Raw genomic sequence first — 22,660 nt, 5'->3', positions numbered from 1 at the left:
TAGCGTGGCCCCAGTGCCGGACATCGGTGCGTAGATTGGGAGCGGAGGTTTAGAGCGGTGCGCATCGCGCTCATCGGGCAGGCGGCCTTTGCCGAGCGCGCCTTGGAGGCGCTCCATTCGCGGGGCGAAGAAATCGTCCACGTCTTCGCGCCGCCCGATCTGCCCGGCGGCCGTCCCGACCCGCTCAAGACCAAGGCGCTCGCGCTTGGATTGCCGCTCAGCCAGCCCGCGACCTTCAAGACCGACGAGGTCTTCGATCAGTTCCGCGAGCTTGACGCCGAGCTTTTGGTGATGGCCTTCGTCACGCTGATCGTGCCCGAGCGGATCCTCTACGCGCCGCGGCACAAGACGATCTGCTTTCATCCTTCGCTCCTGCCGCGCCATCGCGGAGCCAGCGCGATCAACTGGACGCTGATCATGGGCGACGCTGAGGCCGGCGTGACCTGGTTCTGGCCCGACAGGGGAATCGACACAGGACCGGTCCTGCTGCAGCGCAGCGAACCCATCCGTGACGAAGATACCGTCGGCTCGCTCTACTTCAACCGGCTGTTTCCGCTCGGCATCGAGACGATGGGCGAGGCGATCGACCTCATCAAGGCTGGGCGCGCGCCGGCAATCGCGCAAGACGAACGGCTCGCCACCTACGAGCCGCCCTGCCGCGACGAGCATGCGCGGGTCGATTTCGCACGTGGCGCGCGCGAGGTCTTCAACCTGGTGCGCGGATGCGATCCGCAGCCGGGCGCATATGCGAATGCGGGTGGCGAGCGGCTGCGCCTTTACGAGCCGATTTTGGAAAACCGGCGGAACGAAAACCCGGCCGGCACGGTGATATCGGGCACAGTCATATCAATCGACGACGCCGGGATGCGGGTTGCGCTGGAGGGCGGCACGATGGTGGTGCGGCGGGTGCGCTTCGATTCGAGTCCGAAAAAGGCCGCGCCGGCGGAACTCGCCGCAGCGGGCCGCCTGCACGCCTCGATACAACTTACGTAAGCACAAGGAAGACCATACCGGAGCGGGGCCGCTGATGCTTTTGCGGCACCCGCGACATAGGATTTGGAAGCCGCGATGCGGTGCGAGACACCGCGCGCCATAAGGGGGAAGGGGCGAAGATGAAACTCTGCGTGGGTACGTCCAAGGGGATCGTGCTCCTCGACGCCGAGCACAAGGGCAAGCCGCTGATGGTGCTCGCGGATCCGCCGTCGGTGTGGTGCATGGCGCAGGACTGCCGCGATCCGGGAACGATTTACGCCGGCTCCATGGCCGACGCGCACATGGGCAGCGCGCGAGGGCGGGTCGCGCTCGCGCGCTCGAACGACGGCGGCCGCGCCTGGGCCGATATCACGCCCGGCATTGCGCGCAACGAGGACGTCTGGGCCGTTGCCGTGCCGCCCGACGGGCCGGGCGAGCTTTTTATCGGCACCTCGCACGCGCGGCTTCTCCACAGCCTCGATCACGGCCGCACGTTTCGCGAGTGCGCGGATTTCCTCAAACTGCCGGGGCGCGAGCGCTGGAGCTTTCCACCATCGCCGCACATCCCCCACGTCCGCGCGATCGCCTTCGACCCGCACGACGCGATGACCATGTATGTTGGCGTCGAGGAGGGCGGCGTCGCGCGCTCGAGCGACCGCGGCGAGAGCTTCGAACTGCTGAACAAGGGCATCTATGAGGACATCCACTGCATCGCGGTCGATCCGCAGGATCGAAGACGCCTCTACGCGACTACCGGCGCGGGCTTCTACCTCTCGGAGAACCGCGGCGCGTCGTGGAGCAGGATCAAGCGCGGCTTTTGTCGCAGCTACACCGTGCCGCTGTTCGTTGCGCGCGGAGATATGAGCCGTGTGTTCACCGCCGCGGCGGCCGGCCCGCCGCCGTCATGGTCTGCCGGGCCGAGCGGCGCGGACGCGGTGATGTTCCGCAGCCTGGACGGAGGCGAGAGCTTCGAGGCGCTTGGCGACGATACGCTGCCCGAGCGCGGGATGGTGATGCGGTTTAGGGCCGACCCGGAGAGCGAGGGCGCGTTCTTCGCGCTTACGACCGACGGACTGGTGATCCGGATGCGCGAGGGGGCCGCGAGCGCGATGGTTATCGGCGAACGTCTGCCCGCAGCCTACGACCTGGTGGCGCTGCCGTAACGAACCATACCGCGCGACGCTCGTTACGCGCGGCCGCCGCCGCTCAGGCGCGCGCTTAGCCCGCTGTGCCGCTCCTTGGCAGCCGAAGTCAGCGTCAGCACCGCGCAATGCGCCCGCCGCACGATCTGCTCGGCCACGCTGCCCATGATGAAGTGGGCAAGCCCCGTGCGCCCGTGAGTTTTAAGCAGGATAAGGTCGGTATCCAACTCCGTCGCCACTTCTAGCACGGCCCTCGCGACTTCGCCCGGCCCCGCCACGCGCGTGATAACTTCCGATTTGAGCCCGGCGAGCCTGTCGTCGGCCAGTTTTTGCAACCTGAGGCGCGCATCGTCTCCGGTGCGACCCTGCGACGCCTCCATCGCATCGGGCGCGCCAATCCTGGGCAGGATCAGCACGACGTGCAGCAGATAGATCGTCGCGTCGATATCCTTGGCCATTTGCGCGGCCAGGTCCAGCGCGTTCTGCTCGGACTCGTCGAACTGTACCGGACAGAGAATTTTCCTGAACGGATATGACATTGGCCCTCCGCTGCGTGCGCGCTGGAGTTCTTCATTATGATGTATCGAAGTGGAAATGCCTTCTCCAGCCGCCACGGCCGCCCTTGACAGATGGCGAATAAAAAACGAAACTAAGCCGATGAAGCTCGTGTCATCGGCGCTGTTCGACGACCCCTTCTATGACCCGGCCGCCGCGCTCCCCCCTGTCCGCGATGTCGAGTTCGTCGAGATGCCAGTCCGCACCGTCTTGAACCGCTGCGAGAATCCGCGGATGCCGTTTCGATGGACGATCAACCCGTACCGCGGATGCGAGTTCGGATGCGTTTACTGTTACGCGCGCTACACGCATGAGTTCCTGGAACTGCGCGATCCGATGGATTTCGAGCGGCGCATCTTCGTCAAACGGATGGCCGCGCAGGTGCTGGCGCACACGCTTTCGCGCACGCCGCTCGGCTCGGACCCGATTGCGATCGGAACGGCGACCGATCCCTACCAGCCGGCCGAGCGCAAGTACGGGCTTACGCGCTCGATGCTCGAAGTGTTCGCGCAACTCGGCGGGCTCGAGCTTTCGATCACCACCAAGTCCGCGCTGGTGGTGCGCGACCTCGACCTTCTCCGCGCGATCAACTCTCGGTCGAAGATAAGCGTCAACTTCTCGCTGATGACGCTCAACCACCGTCTCCAGCGTACGCTCGAGCCGCGCGCGCCGCGTCCCGGGCTGCGCCTGCGCGCGCTCGCCGAGCTGAGCCGCGCGGGTATTCGATGCAATCTGTTAATGATGCCGGTTATTCCCGGCTTGACCGACGCCCCGGCGGCGATCGAAAGCGTGGTGCGCGCGGCGCGCCGCGCGGGCGCAAGCGCGGTTTGGTGGCGTTCCCTGTTTCTCAAGCCCGCGGCCGCCCGCCGCTTCATCCCGTTCGTCAAGGAGCATTTCCCCGAAGTCGCCCCTCGGATTGACGAGTTCTATGCGCGCGCGGTGTACGCGCCGCGCGCGTATGACGAACGGATCGGCTCGATCTTCGACCGGATCCGCGCCAAGCACGGTTTCAAGGTCGAGCATCGCGACCGCCGCGAACCGGCGCGCGCCGCGGCGCCCGCGATGGCGCGCGGCACGCAGCTCTCGCTCGGCGTCCGCTAACAATGCTCTCCCCAGACTTGTTCCTGCCCAGACTTGGACGATGGCGAGGGTGGAGATCGAGGCGGTTCTGAACGTTTGTCAGAACTGCCTTGTGTGCGGCAGGTCTAAGACTGGTGCGCGGAGCGGGACTTGAACCCGCACGGTATTTCTACCACGAGCCCCTCAAACTCGCGTGTCTGCCATTCCACCACCCGCGCACGGGCCGCATCCTGGTGCAGCCTCAAAACTATCGGCCGCGACGATCCGCGGCCCGGTCACTCATTTCTTTCGCGCCTTACATGCGGCGCTCGCAACATCAGATTATCACACCACCGGCGCGGTTTTGCCTATGACCCGTGCTTCGGAGCAACCGGCCCGGCAGGTGCTGCAGGCGCTGCCGGAGCAGCCGGCGCCGCATGGAGCGGAGCGCTCGCCGGCACAGCCGGAGCGGCCGGATTCGCCGGCGCAGTCGGGACTCCCGGCGCCGGCGGCACGACCGGCTTCGACGGATAAACCACCTTGCGATTCAATCCCGCGCCGGAGCCGAAGATACTGCCCGTGAAGCGCCGCGTCGAGGCGTAGGCCAGGAAAATCGAGGTCGCGAAAAATATCGCGGCCATTGTCCACGTCGCCTTGGTCAGCACGTTGCCCGCGCCGGTCGCGCCGAATACGGTCTGGCTCGAGCCGCCGAATACCGCGCCGATTTCGGCGCCCTTACCCTGCTGGAGCAGGATCACGACGATCAGCGCGAGGCAGACAACGACGTGAATCCCGACAACGATCGCAACCATCGAATTTTATAAACCCGGGTCCTGATAGACTTGTGAGCTCAGCCCACTCCCGCCCGCACGATGCGCGCGAACGAGTCAGCCTTTAAGCTTGCCCCGCCGACCAAAGCCCCGTCAATATCGTGGCTTGAGATGAGCCCGTCAACATTTTCAGGCGTGACGCTCCCACCATATAAGATCCGCACCGCAGCGGCGCATTCCGGGCCGAAATTGTCGCGGATCGCCTCGCGAATCACGCCATGCGCGAGCGAAGCCTGCGCCGGTGTCGCGGTGCGTCCGGTGCCGATCGCCCATACCGGCTCGTAAGCGATAATCGCGCGCGCGGCCTCGCGCCCGTCGAGCCCGGCAAGGCCGTTTTGCGTCTGGCGCAGCACCACCGTCGTCGTATGCCCGCCGTCGTGCTCCTCCTGGGTCTCGCCGACGCAGAGGATCGGCACCAGGCGATGCTTCACCGCGGCCAGGACCTTGCGATTTATCAGCTCGTCGCCTTCGCCGAAGACGTGACGCCGCTCGGAATGACCTAGGATCACGTGGGTGACGCCGGCCGCCTTGAGCATCGGCGCCGATACTTCGCCGGTGAACGCGCCCTTGTCCTCGTAGTGCATGTTCTGCGCGGCGAGCGCGATGTTCGACCCGGCGAGTTCTTGCACGGCGGCGGCGAGCGCGATCGCGGCCGGCGCGACCAGGACGTCGCGGTCGCGCGCGAGCGTTGCGGCCTCGGGATCGATCTCGGCCCGGAGCGCGCGGATGAGCTTGCGCGCCTCAAGCGGCGTCAGATTCATCTTCCAGTTTCCGGCGAGCATCTTCCTGCGCATCGCGCTCTCTCCGCGAGTCAAGTTGGTTTTGCGATTCCGATTTCGAAAGCGGAGCGGCCGTTCCGGTCAGCCCCGGCTCTCGAGCGCTTTGACGCCGGGTAACTCGATGCCTTCGAGGTATTCGAGCGTCGCCCCGCCGCCGGTCGAGATATGGCTGAAGCGCGCCGACCACGGCTGGTTGGCGAGCGCCGCGGCGGTATCGCCGCCGCCGATCACGCTGAAGACGCCGGTTTGATTCGCCAGCGCCTCGCCCACCTTGTGCGTGCCGCGCGCAAAGGCCTCGATTTCAAAGTAGCCCAGCGGCCCATTCCAGACCACGGTCTTGGCGTCGCGTAATTTCGCAATGAATTCGTCAGTGGTGCGCGGCCCGATATCGAGGCCCATTTGGTCGGGCGCGATGGTTTCCGCCGTCTCGGCCGTGCCGGCGTCGGGCGCCGCCGCGACAACGTGATCAACCGGCAGCATGAGCGAGACGCCGCGCCGCGCGGCCTCGGCCATCAGCTCGCCCGCGAGCTGCAGCTTGTCCGCTTCGACGCGCGAGCGGCCGACCTCGACGCCGCGCGCGCGCAGGAACGTGTAGGCCATCGCACCGCCGATCAAAATCGCATCAACCTTGGTCAGCAGGTTGCGGATCATGGCGATCTTGTCGGAGACTTTTGCGCCGCCGAGGATTGCGACGTACGGATGCGCCGGGTCGTGCGTGAGGGCGCTCAGCGCCTCGAGCTCGCGCATCATCAGGAAGCCCGCGGCGCGTTCCGCGAGAAAGTGTGTCACGCCGACGGTCGAAGCGTGCGCACGATGCGCCGAACCGAAGGCGTCGTTGATGTAAACGTCCTTGCCGCGCGCGAGCTCGTGAGAAAAATCGCGGTCGTTGGCCTCTTCTTCGGGATGAAAGCGGAGGTTTTCCAGTAGCAGCGCCTCGCCGGGCTTGAGCGCCGCGATCATCCGCAGCGTAACCTCGCCGATACAATCGGGCGCGAGCGCGACCTTGCGCCCGAGCGCCGTACTCAGGTACTCCGCGACCGGCTTGAGGCTGAGTTCGGGCGTGCGCTCCTTGGGTCGGCCGAGATGCGAGCACAGCACCGCCGCGCCGCCGTGCTCCAGGATGTAGCGGATCGTGTCGAGGCTCGCGTCGATGCGCGCGGGGTCGGCGATCCGCCGCTCGTGCAGGGGGACATTGAAATCGCAGCGTACCAGGGCCTTGCGGCCGTCAAGCTTGAGCTGCGTGAGTTCGAGCGCGGACATCGCGATGCCGGCGATCGCTCAGATCTTGCTGGCAACGAAGGCGGTGACGTCGGCAAGCCGGTTCGAATATCCCCATTCGTTGTCGTACCAGGAAAAGATCTTGACCAGGCGCTTGCCCAGGACCTTGGTGAGCGGGGCGTCGAAAATCGACGAATGAGGGTTGCCGTTGAGGTCCACCGAGACCAGCGGCTCTTCGCTGTAAGCGAGGATTCCGCGCAGTTCGCCTTCGGCCGCCTTTTTCATCGCCGCATTGACCGACTTGTCGTCCGCGTCGCGCTCGACCGTCGCGGTCAGATCGACCACCGAGACGTTGGGCGTGGGCACGCGAATCGCGATACCGTCGAGCTTGCCGTTGAGCGCCGGCAGCACCAGCCCGATCGCCTTGGCCGCGCCCGTCGACGTCGGCACCATCGAGAGCCCCGCGGCCCGCGCCCGGCGCAGATCCCGATGCGGTCCATCCTGCAGCATCTGGTCGGAGGTGTACGCGTGTACGGTGGTCATCAGGCCCTGCACGATGCCGAAGTTTTCATGCAGCACCTTGGCGACCGGCGCGAGGCAGTTGGTCGTGCAGGATGCGTTGGAGATCACGTGATGCTTGGCCGGATCGTACGCCGCCTGGTTGACGCCCATGCAGAGCGTCACGTCGACGCCGTCGGCCGGCGCGCTGATCACGACCTTGCGCGCACCCGCGTTCAGATGGAGCGCGGCCTTGTCGCGCGCGGTGAAAAGGCCGGTCGATTCGATCACCACCTCAACCTTGAGGTCCTTCCACGGAAGTTTTCCCGGGTCACGTTCGGCGAGCACGCGCAGCGCGCGGCCGTCGAGCATGATCTCGTTGCCCTCGGCCTTCACCTGATGCTTGAGCGGGCCGTGCACCGAGTCGTGCTTCAGCAGATGGGCGAGCGTTTTGGCGTCGGTGATGTCGTTGACGGCAACGACCTCGATGTTCTTGTTGTCGAGCATCGCCCGATAAGCCATCCGTCCGATCCTGCCGAAACCGTTGATTCCGATCCTGATCGCCACAGCACGGTCCTCCCTGAATGCGTCGGGACGAGTCCCCCAGGACGTGCGCCGTCCCCTGATGTGATGAAAGCCGGCACAATGTGACCCGCCGGCCTTCCTTCACCGGCAAGCCTATCACAAATTTTGTGGAAGCTGGCAGCGTTTCAGCGATCCGCTAGATGACGCGTTTGTTTCGCGCGTATCGCCGCCGGTGAACAGGCCTCGGAAAGTGATTTGCCCCGGCCCGAGCCACGACGTAAATTGATTGCAACGAAATCCGTCTGTTTGCGTCCTAAGAAGCTGTGGAGCGGATGCGGTATGCCCCATGAGTTAGGCGGCCCCGGCACGATGGGGGTGGCTGAACTGCTGCTGGGAACAGGCCCGGTGGTGCAGGTGGTGTTGTGGACGCTGGTCCTGTTCTCGGTCGCGAGTTGGGGCATCATCATCTACAAACTCAACCAGATTTCGCACGCTCGGCGCGAGTCCGAGCGCTTCATTGCGCTGTTCTGGGAATCAAAGAACCTCGCTGCGATTCATAACGGAAGCGTCGGCCTGACACGCAGCCCGGTCGCCCAGGTGTTTCGCGCCGGCTACCAGGAACTGCTCCAGTTGACGCGCGCCAAACGCCAGGCGGTGGGCGCCGACAGCGGGTTCTCGACCGATCTCGGCGGGGTCGAGAACGTCACGCGCGCGATGCGCCGACAGGCCAATGTCGAAACCACCAAGCTCGAAAAGGGCATCACGTTTCTCGCCACGACCGGCTCGACCTGCCCGTTTATCGGGCTGTTCGGAACGGTATGGGGAATAATGACGGCGTTTATCGGACTTTCGGCGGCCCATTCGTCGAATATCCAGGCCGTCGCCCCCGGGATCGCCGAAGCGCTCATCACGACCGCGATCGGACTGGTCGCGGCGATTCCGGCGCAGATGCTCTACAACTATTTCACTGCCCGCGTGCGCGAGCTCGCGATCGAGATGGAAAACTTCACCTCTGAATTCCTCAACATCGCCGAGCGTCACTTCCTCTCGTAGGGACGCCGGGCCCGAGCAAGGGCGCAGAGGATGGCTTTCGAGTCGGGACAGCGCGGGCAATTCGCCTCGCAAATCAACGTCACGCCGCTCGTCGACGTGATGCTGGTGCTGCTCGTGATCTTCATGGTCACCGCGCCGATGATTCAGCAGGGCGTCGAGGTCAGCGTGCCGCGAGTCAAAGCGTCGGCGCTGCCGGGCAAGGAAGAGCAGTTCGTCGTTTCGATCACCCGCAATCAGGAAGTCTATCTCAACGACACTCGGCTTGGACTCGATCAGTTGACCGAGAAGCTGCAGGCGATCGCCGCCGTGCGGCCCGACCGCGAAGTATTCGTGCGCGCCGACGAGCAGGTGCCGTACGGCGCGGTGATCAAGACGATGGCTGCGATCAAGGCGGCGGGAATCGAAAACGTCGGGATGGTGACCGAGATGCCGCAGGCGGGCGAGGAGCCGGCGGCGGGCGGATCGCTCGGTGGCAGCGCCAAACCTTGACGGCCGCGATCGCCCCTCGCGCTGGGGCTACGCGGCGGCGATCTTGCTCTCGGCGCTCGGCCATGCGGTGTTTTTCGCCCTGGTCCTGGTGATCCTGCCGGCTTATTTTAATCGGCACGAGGCCGCGCCCGCCGGCTACACGGTACAGATCGTCGACAACATACCCGCCGGCGACCTCGGGACGCATCTGCCGCGTCTGACGCAAGACAAGCCTCATCCCGAGCATCGCAGCGAGCCCAAGCCGGCTCCTGAGCAGCACAAAGCGCCGCCGCCGACCGCGCCCGACAACGACAAGACCGTCATCGCACTCAACACCGGCTACACGCCGACACCCACTCCCGAGCCGACGCCGCCGCCGACGCCCGAACCCACCGTCGAGCCCACGCTGGAACCGACGCCTGAGTCGACGCCGGAGCCGACGCGTGCGCCCACGCCGAAACCGACTCCGCGGCCCCGGCCAAAGCGCCGGCCCACTCCGCGTCCGACGCCCACTCCGCGCCGTCGCCCGATCCCGACGCCGACCCCGGCGCCAAAGCATGGCGCGCACTCGCGGCCCAATCCCAATGATGTCGTCATCGCGCGTGCCGAGCCGACGCCTGGAGTCAAGGAGCAACTCGCCGCCTTGCGCCAGAGTCTGCTGAAGGAGCATCTGGCGGAGCGCGCCGCGGAGCAGAAGGCGCGCGCGAGCGGTCCGTCGGGCGGCGGACCCGTCGTCGCCAGCGTGCCGCGCGAGGGCGAAGGCTACGGCGTGGGAACCGGAAAGGGCAGCATGGGGATTCAACAGGACCCGCAATTTCTGCTCTACTATCAGACGGTACAGGATCGGATTAAGAAGGCCTGGAATTACGTGGGCGGGAGCGGAGACCTGACCACCAGCGTGACCTTCGCGATCGGCTCCGACGGCGCTCTCACAGGCGTCAAGCTGACGCAAAGTTCGCGCGATCCGGCGTTCGATGATTCGGTGATTCGCGCAATCCGGCGCGCTGCGCCGTTTCCGCCGCCGCCGGAGAAGTACCGCTCGGAATTCGGCGAAGGCATCGATGCGGACTTCAAGCTGGGCGAGCTGAAATCGTAAGCGGACGGAGAGGCGGCGGACGGGCCCGCGCGAGACGCGCGGCAGGCCCGGATGCCTTGAACGGAACAGCGATGATCAGGCGGTGCATCTATATTCTGCGAGCGATGCTGGCGGCGCTCGCGCTGCTCTCGATTGCCGGCGCCGGCGTTGCGCTGGCGCAGCCGATACACATGACGATCAGCGGTCCCGGCTCGACCGCTGCTCCGATCGCGGTCTCGGAGTTGAAGAACCTCGGCGGCGACGACCAGGGCACGATCTCGCACGACTTCGTGCGCGTCCTGCGCCGCGACCTCGAATTGAGCGGCTTCTTCTCCATCATTGCACCCAAGTCGTATATCGAGGATCCGCAGAACTCGGGCTATGACCTGGGCAAGTTCAATTTCAGCGACTGGAGTTCGCTCAACGCCGAATTCCTGGTCAAGGGCGCGGTGACGAACAGCGGCGGCCAGATTTCGGTCGAGGCGCTGATGTTCGACGTCGCGCAACAGCGCCGGATGTTCGGCACGCGCTTCAATGGGGGAGCGGACGACGTGCAGCAGATGGCGCGGCGCTTCGCCGACTCGGTGCTGAAGGCGGTGACCGGCGTGCAGGGACCGTTCGACACGAAAATCGCATTCGTCTCGACGCAGGGCGGGCGTTTCAAGGAAGTGTATCTCGCCGCACCCGACGGCGGCGGGCTTTTCCGCGTGTCGGATAATCCGACGATCAATCTCTTTCCGAAATTCGCCCGCAGTCCGGCGAGCGTGCTCTATCTTTCATATAAGAACGGCGCGCCCGCGCTTTACCTGTTCGACGTCGCCGGCCGCAGCGAGATTCGGATCGACAGTCCGCACGGCAACGTGATCGGCGGCGCGCTCTCGCCCGACGGCAGCCGGATCGTCGCCGCGGTCGAAAACGGCGGGCGCACCAATCTGTTCCTGCTTTCGCGCAGCGGCGAGCAGATCCGCCAGCTGACGCAGGGCGGCGCGATCAACGTCAACCCGGCCTTCTCGGCCGACGGCCAGCAACTCGCCTTTACTTCGGACCGCTCGGGCACGCCGCAGATCTACGTGATGAGCCTCGGCGGCGGCGCGCCGCGCCGCGTCACTTTCCAGGGCGACTACAATACTTCCCCATCGTTCTCACCCGACGGAAAATGGATCGCGTATCAGAGCCGCTCCGGGGGGTTTAACATCTTCATCATCCCGAGCGCCGGCGGTCAGCCCGCGCAACTTACCCGGGACGCGCGCTCCAACCAGTCGCCGTGCTGGTCGCCCGACGGGCGCTACCTGGTTTTCAGCTCGAACCGCGGCGGCCATGAACGGCTCTACTTGATGCAAGTCAATACAAACTCGCAGACCGGCAAAGTTATTTCTGCCTTGATGGAGGATGAGGGCAATGACACTTCTCCCACTTGGTCGTGGTGGCTTGGTGGATAACCAACGACGGCTGGGGCGATTGACCGTGATCGCTGCGGCGGCGCTGGCACTGGCGCTGGCCGCCGGATGTTCGTCGAAGCAGAGCGGCGCCGGCGCGGGCGCCGGAAATCAGGGCGCGGCAGGCGGAATAGGTGAGAACGGACTCGGCGCCAACGGCAGCAGCTCGCTCAACCGGTTCCAGAAAGGCACGCTAGGCGCGGGTGGCGAGGGGCCGCTAAGCGACATTCATTTCGACTACAATGACTATTCAGTGCGCGGGCAGGACGGCGAAATCCTGAAATCCAACGCCGACTGGATGACCAAGAATCCGGGCGCGCGGGTCCAGATCGAGGGGCATTGCGACGACCGCGGCTCCGAGGAGTACAATATCGCGCTCGGCGCCAAACGCGCCCAGGCCGCCAAGGACTATCTCGAAACCCTGGGCATCACCGCCGACCGGATGTCGACCATCAGTTACGGCAAGGAGTTGCCGGTTTGCAACGAGGACACCGACGAATGCTGGGCACAAAACCGTCGCGACCACTTCGTAGTCCAGCAGTAGTGCGCATGGCTCCTATGCTCGAGCGGCCCGTTTTGAGATGGGCCGGCCTTGCCGCGATGCTCGCGATGACGCTCGGCGCGGGCGGTTGCGCGGGGCGCGCGGACATCGATCAGGTCTCGCAAAACGAGCAATCGATGCGCGAAATGATCGCCAACGACCAGCAGCAGATAGCTGCGATGCACGATCAGATCGCGCGGCTCAACGACCACATCACCGAGCTCCAGCACAACGACAGCGGCGACGATTCCAAGCAGGTTGCAGCGCTCAAGGACCGCATTGCCAAGCTCGAGTCGCAGGTCAACGCGCCCGCGGCGGGCACGCCGGCCGCCCCGGGCGCTCCTGCGGCTCCGGGCGCCGTCCCAGGTGCTCCCGGAGCGGCGCCGCCGGGCGCTCCCGGCGCGCCGGCAACTGCCTCGGTAGCGCCCGGCGAGGGCGCGACGGTGGATGAAGGCGAGGCCGCCGCGCCGGAAGGCGAAGCGCCGCCGCCCGCGGCATCGGTCCCGGCGGTGGCCGGATGGCAATCGGTGCTCGACCAGGAGCTCGCGAACGCCAACAACAGCACGGAGCCGGGCTCGCGTGTTTACCGCGACGGTTTGGTCGACATGAAGGCGAGCAGATACCCCAACGCGGTCGCCAAATTCCAGGCCTTTCAGCGGGCCCATCCCAAGTCGCCGCTGGCCGAGCCGGCGGAGTATTTCTCCGCCAACGCGCTGTTCGAGATGGGCGCGCGCGACCCGTCCAATTACAACCAGTCGATCCTGCAGTTCAACGATCTCGCGCTGCGCTATCCGCGCGGCCGCTTCGCCGCCAGCGCGCAGCTGCGCGAGGCGGAGGCCTTCCTGCGCACCAACGACTCGCTCGACGCCCGCCTGACCCTGCAGAAACTGGTCCGCGATCATCCGGGCACCCCTGAGGCTGCGGCCGCCGATGCGATGATGAAGAGCATGGCGAGCAGCTAGCTGCGAGCGATTCGCGCGTCCGCCAAGCAGATGCCGGCGCGCCGCGCCGCCGTCCCGCCGCGCAGGTGATGCACGCCGCGTATGCGTTGACCGATGGAAACAATCCGCAATATAGAGGCGCTTGCGCCGCACCCTCATCCGGTGGTGGCGCTCGGCAACTTTGACGGCGTGCACCTGGGACATCGTGTGATCCTCAAGACCGCGATCGATCGCGCGCGCGCGGCTGCGGGCACCGCCTTCGCCCTCACTTTCGATCCGCTGCCGGCCAAGGTGCTCGCGCCGGCGCGCGCGCCCCAACTGATCCTCGCGCCCGAAGACAAACTCGAACTGCTGCGCGATTCGGGAATCGACGGCGTGATCGTCCTCGCGTTCACCGAGGCGCTGAGCCGGCTTGCGCCCGCCGATTTCGTGCGCGAATGCCTGCTGGGCAAAATCGGCGCCCGTGAAGTGGTGGTCGGACACAGCGTGAGCTTCGGCCATGCCCGCGCCGGCAACGCCGAGGTGATGGCCGAGTTGGGACGGCGGATGGGCTTTGCGACGGTCGTGGTGGGACCGGTGCGGGCCGCTGACGCGGTCGTGAGCTCGACGCGGGTGCGCGAGCTGATCGCTGCGGGCGAGATGCGGAGGGTCGCCGAGTTGCTCGGGCGCGTGCACTTCCTGAGCGGTACGGTCGTCCATGGGCGCGAGCGCGGCCGCACCATCGGCTTTCCCACTGCCAATCTCGACTCCGCAACCGAATGTCTGCCGCCCGACGGTGTTTATGCGACGCGCGTGATCTTGCCGGACGGCGCGTTCGCGTCGATAACCAATATCGGGATGCGTCCGACGTTCGCCGAACCCGCGCGCACGATCGAGGCGCACATTTTCAATTTCGATCGCGACATCTACGGCGCGAAGATCCGCCTCGAGATCGTCGAGCGGATCCGCGGCGAGCGCAAGTTCGAATCCGGCCAGGCGCTGGCCGCGCAGATCGCCGAGGACTTGAAGCGCGCCAAAGAAATCCTCGCGGCCGCGTGAGCGTTCGAATTGCCGAAACCGGGGGCCTCGCGGAGGCGTATTTTCGCTCGTGCCCCGCTGGAGGCGGGGCGCGGGCGCGCGAATCCTCGCGCGGCGCGCGCCGACCGGATAACGGGACGCTACGGAGCGTGGCGGCGCGACGCGGCTCTTGCATGCCGAACAAAGCCATCACCTTTGCCTGCATCCTGATGATGCTCGCCGCCGCGACGGCGGCGCCCGCGTCCGCGCCCGTTGTCGTGCGGGTCGCGCGTCGCATTCCCTCCGCAGGCCTCCGCGTGCGAGTGGCGGGTCTTCGCGATTCGAAGGGCCAGGTGATTTGCACGCTCTACGATTTGCCGGAGGCCTTCCCCTCGGATTCGAATCGGGCCGTCGGGCACGCGGTCGTGGCGATCAGGAATCGTAGCGCCGAGTGCGATTTTGCAGGCATCGCACCGGGCAAATACGCGCTGGTCGCTTTTCACGACGAGAACAGCAACGGCGAGTTCGATCGCAGCTGGTTCGGAATGCCCAAGGAGGGGTACGCGTTCTCGAACAATGTCAGACCGGTGTTCGCCCCGCCATCGTTCAAGGCCGCCGCTTTCGACTACGCGGGCGGCGAGCAATGGCTGACGGTCGCGATGCACTACTAGCTGGCCGCGCGCTGCGCTCTCACGCGCGGCTGGTGCAGTCGGATTGCCGGATTTTGCGGATTTCGCGCTACTTGATGTAGAACGCCTCGGGCGCCGGCCGATATACGCGCGCAAGCCAGGTCGGACGCCGCAGCCCGCCGGGGCCGGGAGCGGGCCGCGTCATCTCGAGCCATCGGCGATACACCTCGTGCGACTTGCGCGTGTCGACAAAGATGTCGCCGTAGCGATCCTCCGGCCCCGCGCCGCTGACCGTGACCTTCTGATGCCAGCAGTGCTGACCGCTTATGGGATCGGGTTGCACGGGGAAAATCAGGTTCTGATGCACGCCGGCGTCCTGCCACCAAACGCGCTCCGAATCGGGGTCGGCGCTCGCAAACGGTCGGACGCCGTGCACCTGCCGCATCATCCAGGCGCCCTCCTCCTTGCGGGTCAATTCGACCAGTCCGCTGGCCCATCGCTCGCCGCCGCTTTCCTCCTGCAGACGCCAGCGCCCCAGATGATGCGAGCACGCGATCACGCCCGGCCGAATCGATTCGGTCACCCATACCTTGTCGATGAAATAACCGATCTCGGTGGCGATCTTGAGCAGCCCGCTGGTGTCGACGCTGAAGCGCCGCGCGTCTTCGGGGTTAAGCCAGAGCGGATTGCGATTGGATATTTCGTATAGCCACTTGGCGTTGGCGGAGCGAGTATGTACCAGCGTCGGCAGGCGGAACGTCGGCAGCAGCAGCATTTCGCCGCGCGCGCGATCGATTTTGCTCCAGTGCACGTGGCTTCTGATGTAGGTCGGAATAGAATACTCAGGCCATTTCCATTCCTTGAGCGTCCTTGAGTAGAACTCCAGCTTGCGCGAGGGCGTGGGAAAACCCACGTGCGCGCGGCCGTCGATCTCGACGCCGACGGCGGCGCCTCCGTGCGTGATGACTTTACTCGCCGGATCGACCGCGGCGTCTTCAAGGTCGCGCGCGGGCGGCGCCTTTTCGTGAACCCGGTAGGAGCCTTCCTCGATCAGGAACGCGCCGTACTTGCGCATGTAGGCTAGCGGCGCGAGGTTTTCTTTCGCCGCCGCGGCAGGCAGGCCGGGCACGCTGTTGTCGAAAATCCAGCGATAGAAATCCTCGACCGTCAGTTTTTCTCCCGGGCGATACGGCGACTCGAAGTATTTGCGGATGCCGAGCGCGCCGTCGGGGTCGATTCTCCACGACAACTCGATCCAGAACTCGTCCTCTTCCCAGACCTCGCCCAGGCCGGCTTCGCGATGGGCCTCGTAGGTGAAGTTGAAGCGCTTGCCCGCGCGCTCCAGCGCGACCCGCGCGACCGGCTGGCGAAATCCGATCCAGCGCGCGGCGTGGGTCTCCTGGCTCAGCAGATCATGGCGCTCCGGTCCGTGGCCCATCGGCAGCACGTAGTCGGCGAACTGCGCGGTCTCGCTCCAGATCGGCGTAAGGCACGCGTGGCGTTCGATCTTGCTCTCGTCGGTGAGCGCCTCGATCCAGCTCATCCCGTCGGGATTGGTCCACACGGGATTGTAAACGCGGGTGAAGTAGGCGCTGATTTTTCCGCGGCCCTGCTTGAGGAAATGCGGCAGCAGGAAGCTCATCTCGAAGAAGGCGAGCGGAAACTCGCGCGGCCACATCAGCTCGTTCCACATCTTCGCCGGCGGCGGCATCATCGGCGGCGCCGGCACGAACTTGTTGGCGGAGTTGGGCGCGGTGCCGCCGGGCGCGTCCACCGCTCCCATCAGGACCACCAGGAACTCCAGCGCGCGCGCCACCTGCCATCCGCCCAGGTTGCCCGCCGCCGCGTTGCGCCATACGTGGGTCGCCAGCGCCGGACCGGCGCGCCCGATCTCCCGCGCGACTTCGACGATTACGCTCGCCGGCGCCCCTGATTCGTGCTCGGCGAACTCGGGCGTGTATTGCGCGTAAACCTCGGCGAGCGCCTCCAGGAACGCCTCGAAAGTCTGCGCGCGACCGGGATGCTCTTCGCGCAGGTATTCCTCCCAGTTGACCCAGCGGCGCAGAAACTCGCGATCGTAAAGCCGCTCGCGCAGGATCACGTGGCACATCGCCAGCAGCACGGCGGCCTCCGTGCCCGGCCAGGTGGACATCCACCAATCCGCCTTGGTTGCGGTATTGGAGAGCCGCGTATCGATCACGCAGACCCGCGCGCCGCGCTGCTTCGCCTCGATAATCCGCTGCGCATGCGGGTTGAAGTAGTGGCCCGCCTCCAGGTGCGAGCTGAGCAGCAGGATAAAGCGGGCGTTCGCGTGATCGGGCGAGGGCCGGTCCGCGCCGTGCCAGAACGCGTAGCCGGTGCGGGCGCCGGCGGAACATACGTTGGTATGGCTGTTGTGTCCGTCGATTCCCCAGGCGTGCAGGATGCGATGGTTGTAAATCAGTTCATGGCCGGGGCGGCCGACGTGGTAGACGATCTCGTTGCGGCGTCCGTCGACCAGCGCGCGGCGGATTCGCCCGGCCAGATCGTCGAGCGCCTCATCCCACGTCACGCGCTCCCATTTGCCCTCGCCGCGCTGCCCCGCGCGCCGCATCGGGTAGCGGATACGTTCGGGGTCGGTGACCTGATTGATCGTCGCGGGACCCTTGGCGCAGTTGCGGCCGCGGCTTCCCGGATGCGCCGGGTTGCCTTCGAACTTGCGGATCGTAAAGTCGCTCTTGTCGACGTATCCGAGCAGGCCGCATCCGGCCTCGCAGTTGAAGCATACGGTCGGCACCAGCGTGTAACGTTTCTCGACCTTGCGCGGCCACGCGGCCGGGTCGTACTCGACCCAGTCGTCCCATCGCTCGATCGGTGGGAACGCGCTTAGCCCGCCGGCTGGCGCCTCCAGTTCCATCGCCGCCGGATTGAGCGGCTCAGGCGTGTCCTTCGCTTCAGCCATCGTTCCTCTTGTCTCAGCGGTACCGCCCGCTAACTGAGCGGCACCGCCTGTCCGGCTTCGATGAAGATATTCTCGAACACCCACAATCCGAACAGGCTGAGGACGGCCGCGATAGTCGCGAGCGCCATCGTGTTCGTTGCCATCGCGACTCCGAGCAAGGAAGACGGCACGAGGGTCCCGAGCACCACGGCTGCGCCCCAGAAGCGCCGGCCGAGAGCGCCGCGCAGGATGAGTTCGGCGGCGCGGCGAAAATCCTCGCTCATTGCCGGCAGCGTGAGTTCGATAAGGATCATCGCGAGCCCGAGGATCAGCGCCAACAACAGAACCATCGCCGACATATAACTCACGGCATCCGTAGAGCCGAGCAGCGCGGCCGCAAGTAACAGAATCGCCGCGCCGCCAATAAGCGCCTGCACCAGCAGGTGCCAGATGAAGATCGGGCTTTGCCAGAGATCGCGGCCCTTGGCCTGGGCGAAGAGGAATGCCGAGTAGCAGGCCGAGGCGACCCCAAAGATAGCGGTCGCGGTCGCCAGAACGTCGGGGACCGAGCGGGCGAAGATGCCGCAGGCGAGCCACGCCGTCGCGAGCGCGCCATAGATCATCAGGATGTACGTTCCCCAGACCAGCCACGAGCGAAAATTGGGTTTGGTTAGCAGATAGTAAAAACGCCACGGCTGCTTGAGGTCCGCGACCAACAGCACGACCGTGATGCCGAGAAACAGCAGGGCAACAGTTGGACCGGCGATATCAACCAGGACGCGGTCGCCGCCGCTCGGCGTCGCGAACAGCATAGCGGCGACGAGCAGCGCGCCCGCCGCGATTGATTTGGTCCATAGGTACGCCGCAGGAATCGCTCCCCAGGGCGCGGGATGCGCGACGTCATATACGATGCGCGACGAGCCGGGCGCGACGCCGCCGGCGTCTTCGCCGGTCGGCGGACGTTCGCCGCCGAGCGGATTGTGGTCGGCCCACATCGAGCTTTCTTCCGGCCGCATCATCGACGGCTGCAGCAGGTCGCCCTCGATACCGACATAAAAGAGCTTGGGCTGTGTGCCCTTGTGCGGCTTGCGGGCCGCGACCTTCTGCGTCGCCACGATGCGACTTACGCGGCTTTGCGGATCGTCGAGGTCGCCGGTCATGATCGCCTGCGTGGGACAGACCACGACGCAGGCCGGCTCGAGGTTGGCTTCGACGCGATGCGCGCAGAAGTTGCACTTGGCGGCTGTGCTGGTCGCCGGGTCGATGTAAAGCGCGTCGTAGGGGCAGGCCTGCATGCATGATTTGCATCCGATGCAGCGGCTGTTGTCGAAATCGACGATCCCATTGTCGCGCCTGAAGAGCGCCCTGGTCGGGCAGATCTCGACGCAGGGCGCCTGCTCGCAGTGATTGCAGCGCATCACGCCGAAATGGCGGCTGGTGCCGGGAAAGGAACCCTTCTCGATGTATTTGACCCAGGTGCGGAAGACGCCGACCGGGACCTTATGCTCGTCCTTGCAGGCGACCGTGCATGCGTGGCATCCGATGCATCGGTTCTGGTCGATCACGAAACCATAACGCACGCGCGAGTCCCCCCTCGCGTCACTGCCGCAAGGCGCCGGCAGGAGCGGTAGAGAAGCTATCCAAGGGAAATCATCGTCCGGCAAGCCGCTACGGCGGCGGCCGACGTCTTTTCTCTTACTACAGGAACGGCGGAGCTGCGAAACAGTAGAAGCGGCGCGGCTGCCGCATACGGGCTCAGGGCTCCCAGAAGGGAATTTCGGCGATCAGGGTCAGCCCGCGGTTGGCATGCGTGCGCGCGCTTACGGTGCCGCCGTTGGTCTCGGTAAGCGCGCGCGCGATGTATAGCTTCCAGCCTGACGAACCCATCCCCTGCCGATCTTGCACCGGCCGCTCGAACAGGTGCGAGAATTGTTCCTGACTGAGCTGCGGGCCGGTGTCCTGAACCTCAACGATCACCTTGCCGCCGCTTAAGAAGGTGCGCAGCACCACTTCGCCGCTTTCGGTGCGCTGGATGCCGTTGCTGAGCAGGTTGGCCGTGATGCGCTCGAGATGGAGCGGATCGAGACTGCCGCGCGGCATCCCGCCCAACTCGGTGCGCATCCGCAGCCCCTTAAGCCGCGCCTCGCGACCGTAAACGTCGGCAACTTCCTGCACGATGACGTTGGGGTCGATGACTCGCGGATGAGGTTGGAGGTTATCCTCTTCGAGCAGGTACATGTCGAGCACGTTCTTAACCAGCAAGTCCATCGCGCGCGAGGTCGAGCCGACGCGGGCCAGCAGATGGGTGGTCTCTTTTTCGCTGAGCTCGTCCTCCTCGAGCAGCGTCACGAGCCCTACCAGCGTGGCGAGGGGATTGCGGATGTCATGGGTCATCGTGCCGACCTGGCGCTCGCGGAACTTGGCCGCCGCCGCCAGCTGCTCCATCTGCGCGCGCAGCTTGCCCCGGTAGCGGTCGAGAAACACCGCCGTGAACCACGACAACACCAGCGCGGCGACAAAACCCAGCCATCGATAAATCGTGTACTGATCGTGCGCGGGCACGAACAACTGGGCCGCGCCGAACAGGGCGAGGCATCCGAGGTTGAGCATTCCCTGCCATCGCGGCCCCCACATCACGAAGGCCGCGGTCGCGAACGGGCACAGAACGATGGCGATAAAGGCGAGTTCGGGAGTGTGGTTGAGCGCCGCGATCTTTATGAACAGCGCGATGACAATGACGCAGGTAGTCAGCGTCCAGGCTTTCCAATAGCGGCGAAACACGCTCAGCCAGGTAAGGCCGAAAAACGCAGTGACGATCGCGAACGCAGCGTACTGGTAGGGGCTTAGTTCATGCTGACCGAACCGCAGCACCTCGAGGCTGCCGTAGGCGAACAGGAAAAAGATCGCAATCGGCCCCGCGACCTTGAGGGTGCTGATGGCTTCGGCGTCGTGATCGATCTCGAGCAGAACGCGCCGGTCGGCGGCTACAGGACGCCGTGGACTAAGTATCAGCCCCGGCTGGTCAGCGCCGACTTCGTCCGCCGCTATGAACTGAGCTGTTGCCATAGTCCCCCCCCCGGGGCGCTCAGACTCTAGATTTGCCGATGGCGCGGGCTGCTTCAAGCGCCTCGTCCATCACGCGCAGGGCGAAATCCACTTCGGCGGCGCCCAGGTTGAGCGGCGGCGCGACCCTGACCACGCGCTCCGCATTCAACGTCCAGTTTACGATCACGCCGCGGGCCAGCGATTCGCGAACGAAAGTCTGGGCGATCTCCGCGCTCGCGAACTCGATGCCTATCAGTGCTCCAATGGCGCGCACGCCCGCAAGCTCCGACGCGCTAAACCGCCGAAGCCCCTGCGCCAGCTGCTCGCCAAGCGTGTCTGCCCGCTTCCAGAGGCGTTGATTGACAATTACGTCAAGCGTAGCTAGGCCAGCCGCGCAGGACAGTGGATGACCGCCGAAGGTGGTGATGTGACCGAGCGGTGGATTCCGCGCAAGTTCCCCCAAGAGCTCGGTTGACCCGCAAAACGCGCCCAAGGGCAGGCCGCCGCCCAGCGCTTTCGCCATCACTACGAGATCGGGCACTACGCCGAAGTGCTCCATCGCAAACAACCGCCCGGTGCGGCCCATCCCGGTCAGCACTTCGTCGAAGATCAGAAGCGCTCCCGTCCGGTCGCATCGCTCGCGCAGCGACCGCATGAAGCCGGCCGCAGGGATACGCACGCCACCCTCGGCCTGTACCGGCTCGATCACGACCGCGGCAACCGTCGCATCGATCGCCTCCAGCGCGGCTGCGTTATCGTAGGGCAGGTGGGTTACCGGGCCCGGCAGTGGTTCGAACGGGGCGCGAAACGCCGGGTTTCCCATCAGGGCCAGCGCGGCCATCGTGTCGCCGTGATATGCGCCGTCAAACGCCACGAAACGCGAGCGCCGCGTGTGCTTGCGTGCTGTCTTGAGTGCGCCCTCGATCGCTTCGGCTCCGCTGTTGGTGAAATAGACACATCCGAGCGAGGCCGGCAGCAACTGCGCGAGGCGTTCGGCGAGCCGCACCTGCGCTTCGATGACGTATTCGCCGTAGACCATCACGTGCAGGTGGCGGCGGGCCTGCGCCGCGATCGCCGCGAGCACGGCCGGATGACCGTGTCCGAGCGCCGAGACACCGATTCCTGCGATCAAATCGAGGTAACGCCGTCCGTCGGCCGTGAACAGCCACGCACCCTCGGCGCGCGCGATCTCCAGTCCGATCGGCGCCTGCGAGGTCTGCGCGACGTGTTGCAGGAAGGCCTGTCTCAACGCGCTCATCGCGCCGCCTCGCGCAACAATTCGAGCATCGCACCGCCGCCGTGCGGCCAATCGAGCGGCGGCGATTGCATCCGTCCCGGATCGCACACGTACGTCGCGCCGAGCCGCCGCAATTCGGCGGCGAGCCGCTCGCGAACGTCCAACGGCGCGGCCAGCGCAAAGGCTTCCAGCCGTCCGGCGGCCGCACCGAGCCGCGAGCCGAGTTCGTCAGCGCGCTCAAGCTCGCTGACGAACACCGTGCGATAGCCGGGCGAGGCGGAAAAAGCGGCTGCGGCGTCGTAGATGACGGTCCAGGCCATGCGCGGGCCTTCCCATAGCCCCACGTCGCCGCGGCCCGCGCGCTCTGCGAGCGCGCGCCATCGCGCGCGCTCGCAGAGCGCGCGAATCGAGGCGGCGGCGCCAAGTGGCAGCCGCTGCGGCGCTGGCAGCCGCCGTTCCAGGCGCGCAAGGGCGCGGGCGAGGTGCGCCGCGAAGCGGCGCGCCGCGCCCGCGCCCCCCGCCACGAAGATGTGATGCGGCGAGAGACATCCGCGCTGCTCGAACAGCGTGACGTCGCGGGCGAGGCCGTCCGCCGCCGCCTCGGCGGCGGACGGCCTCGCCCCGGGAGCCACCACCAGCAGTGCGCCGCTTAGCCGGCTGCCGAAGCCGGCGAGCGGGCGCGCACCCGCTGATGCGGCGCGCGCGGTGAGCGCAGCGATGGAGGCGTCGTCGCCGTAGGCG

21 protein-coding genes and 1 tRNA gene are annotated in these 22,660 nt (G+C 65.9%); 11 read left to right on the top strand and 11 right to left on the bottom strand.

Annotation, left to right across the window (positions count from 1 at the left end; genetic code table 11):
* The first annotated feature begins 57 nt into the window (after positions 1-57).
* Together VMI09_12335 and VMI09_12330 are read left to right on the top strand one after the other, a co-directional pair.
* On the top strand, positions 58-993 hold the full coding sequence (locus VMI09_12335) for a methionyl-tRNA formyltransferase (GenBank protein HTQ25477.1): 936 nt from the start codon (positions 58-60) through the stop codon (positions 991-993).
* A gap of 119 nt (positions 994-1,112) precedes the next feature.
* On the top strand, positions 1,113-2,135 hold the full coding sequence (locus tag VMI09_12330) for a hypothetical protein (GenBank protein ID HTQ25476.1): 1,023 nt from the start codon (positions 1,113-1,115) through the stop codon (positions 2,133-2,135).
* A gap of 23 nt (positions 2,136-2,158) precedes the next feature.
* Here the strand turns inward: VMI09_12330 and VMI09_12325 are convergent, their stop codons facing one another.
* Positions 2,159-2,653 (bottom strand): universal stress protein, encoded by a 495-nt coding sequence (locus tag VMI09_12325; protein HTQ25475.1) that lies wholly within the window; start codon positions 2,651-2,653, stop codon positions 2,159-2,161.
* Positions 2,654-2,771: 118 nt separating this feature from the next.
* On the opposite strand from VMI09_12325, the gene VMI09_12320 reads away from it, so the two are divergent.
* On the top strand, positions 2,772-3,770 hold the full coding sequence (locus tag VMI09_12320) for a radical SAM protein (GenBank protein ID HTQ25474.1): 999 nt from the start codon (positions 2,772-2,774) through the stop codon (positions 3,768-3,770).
* Between the two features lie 111 nt (positions 3,771-3,881).
* Here VMI09_12320 and VMI09_12315 read toward each other — a convergent pair.
* The 5 genes from VMI09_12315 to gap form a co-directional block, all read right to left on the bottom strand.
* Positions 3,882-3,967 (bottom strand) — tRNA-Leu (locus VMI09_12315).
* Positions 3,968-4,096: 129 nt separating this feature from the next.
* The gene (gene secG, locus VMI09_12310; GenBank protein HTQ25473.1) at positions 4,097-4,540 is read right to left on the bottom strand and encodes a preprotein translocase subunit SecG; all 444 of its coding nucleotides are present in this window, start codon (positions 4,538-4,540) and stop codon (positions 4,097-4,099) included.
* Between the two features lie 38 nt (positions 4,541-4,578).
* Complete coding sequence (gene tpiA, locus VMI09_12305) at positions 4,579-5,352, bottom strand: triose-phosphate isomerase (protein ID HTQ25472.1); 774 nt, start codon at positions 5,350-5,352, stop codon at positions 4,579-4,581.
* A gap of 66 nt (positions 5,353-5,418) precedes the next feature.
* A complete protein-coding gene (locus tag VMI09_12300) occupies positions 5,419-6,597 on the bottom strand; it encodes a phosphoglycerate kinase (protein ID HTQ25471.1) in 1,179 nt (392 codons plus the stop codon).
* 18 nt (positions 6,598-6,615) lie between these two features.
* A complete protein-coding gene (gap, locus tag VMI09_12295) occupies positions 6,616-7,620 on the bottom strand; it encodes a type I glyceraldehyde-3-phosphate dehydrogenase (GenBank protein HTQ25470.1) in 1,005 nt (334 codons plus the stop codon).
* Between the two features lie 297 nt (positions 7,621-7,917).
* On the opposite strand from gap, the gene tolQ reads away from it, so the two are divergent.
* From tolQ to VMI09_12255, 8 genes are all read left to right on the top strand, one after another.
* A complete protein-coding gene (gene tolQ, locus VMI09_12290; GenBank protein ID HTQ25469.1) occupies positions 7,918-8,631 on the top strand; it encodes a protein TolQ in 714 nt (237 codons plus the stop codon).
* Between the two features lie 30 nt (positions 8,632-8,661).
* Positions 8,662-9,120: a protein TolR gene (tolR, locus tag VMI09_12285; protein ID HTQ25468.1), complete on the top strand. Its 459-nt coding sequence runs from the start codon at positions 8,662-8,664 to the stop codon at positions 9,118-9,120.
* Positions 9,101-10,195: a cell envelope integrity protein TolA gene (locus VMI09_12280; protein ID HTQ25467.1), complete on the top strand. Its 1,095-nt coding sequence runs from the start codon at positions 9,101-9,103 to the stop codon at positions 10,193-10,195. The genes tolR and VMI09_12280 overlap by 20 nt, the downstream gene beginning before the upstream one ends.
* A gap of 71 nt (positions 10,196-10,266) precedes the next feature.
* Positions 10,267-11,613 carry a DPP IV N-terminal domain-containing protein gene (locus VMI09_12275; GenBank protein HTQ25466.1) on the top strand — a complete coding sequence of 449 codons (1,347 nt, stop codon included), beginning with the start codon at positions 10,267-10,269 and terminating at the stop codon, positions 11,611-11,613.
* A complete protein-coding gene (pal, locus tag VMI09_12270) occupies positions 11,606-12,154 on the top strand; it encodes a peptidoglycan-associated lipoprotein Pal (GenBank protein ID HTQ25465.1) in 549 nt (182 codons plus the stop codon). Before VMI09_12275 ends, pal begins: the two co-directional genes overlap by 8 nt.
* 5 nt (positions 12,155-12,159) lie before the next feature.
* A complete protein-coding gene (bamD, locus tag VMI09_12265) occupies positions 12,160-13,113 on the top strand; it encodes an outer membrane protein assembly factor BamD (GenBank protein HTQ25464.1) in 954 nt (317 codons plus the stop codon).
* Positions 13,114-13,206: 93 nt separating this feature from the next.
* Positions 13,207-14,130: a bifunctional riboflavin kinase/FAD synthetase gene (locus tag VMI09_12260; protein HTQ25463.1), complete on the top strand. Its 924-nt coding sequence runs from the start codon at positions 13,207-13,209 to the stop codon at positions 14,128-14,130.
* Between the two features lie 152 nt (positions 14,131-14,282).
* On the top strand, positions 14,283-14,759 hold the full coding sequence (locus VMI09_12255) for a DUF2141 domain-containing protein (protein ID HTQ25462.1): 477 nt from the start codon (positions 14,283-14,285) through the stop codon (positions 14,757-14,759).
* A gap of 67 nt (positions 14,760-14,826) precedes the next feature.
* On the opposite strand, the gene VMI09_12250 is transcribed toward VMI09_12255, so the two are convergent.
* The 5 genes from VMI09_12250 to VMI09_12230 form a co-directional block, all read right to left on the bottom strand.
* Positions 14,827-17,658: a molybdopterin-dependent oxidoreductase gene (locus tag VMI09_12250; protein HTQ25461.1), complete on the bottom strand. Its 2,832-nt coding sequence runs from the start codon at positions 17,656-17,658 to the stop codon at positions 14,827-14,829.
* A 29-nt stretch (positions 17,659-17,687) separates the two neighbouring features.
* The gene (locus VMI09_12245) at positions 17,688-19,217 is read right to left on the bottom strand and encodes a 4Fe-4S dicluster domain-containing protein (GenBank protein ID HTQ25460.1); all 1,530 of its coding nucleotides are present in this window, start codon (positions 19,215-19,217) and stop codon (positions 17,688-17,690) included.
* A gap of 175 nt (positions 19,218-19,392) precedes the next feature.
* The gene (locus VMI09_12240) at positions 19,393-20,703 is read right to left on the bottom strand and encodes a HAMP domain-containing sensor histidine kinase (GenBank protein HTQ25459.1); all 1,311 of its coding nucleotides are present in this window, start codon (positions 20,701-20,703) and stop codon (positions 19,393-19,395) included.
* A gap of 19 nt (positions 20,704-20,722) precedes the next feature.
* Positions 20,723-21,940, bottom strand: coding sequence for an aspartate aminotransferase family protein (locus VMI09_12235; protein HTQ25458.1), 1,218 nt, complete (start codon positions 21,938-21,940; stop codon positions 20,723-20,725).
* Positions 21,937-22,660: acyl-CoA reductase (locus VMI09_12230; GenBank protein ID HTQ25457.1), on the bottom strand; the 724-nt coding region annotated here is incomplete at its 5' end. The genes VMI09_12230 and VMI09_12235, both read right to left, overlap by 4 nt.

It is taken from the genome of Candidatus Binataceae bacterium (assembly GCA_035500095.1).
Classification (GTDB): Bacteria; Desulfobacterota; Binatia; order Binatales; family Binataceae; genus JAKAVN01.
This window is presented reverse-complemented; position numbering and strand designations above follow the sequence as displayed.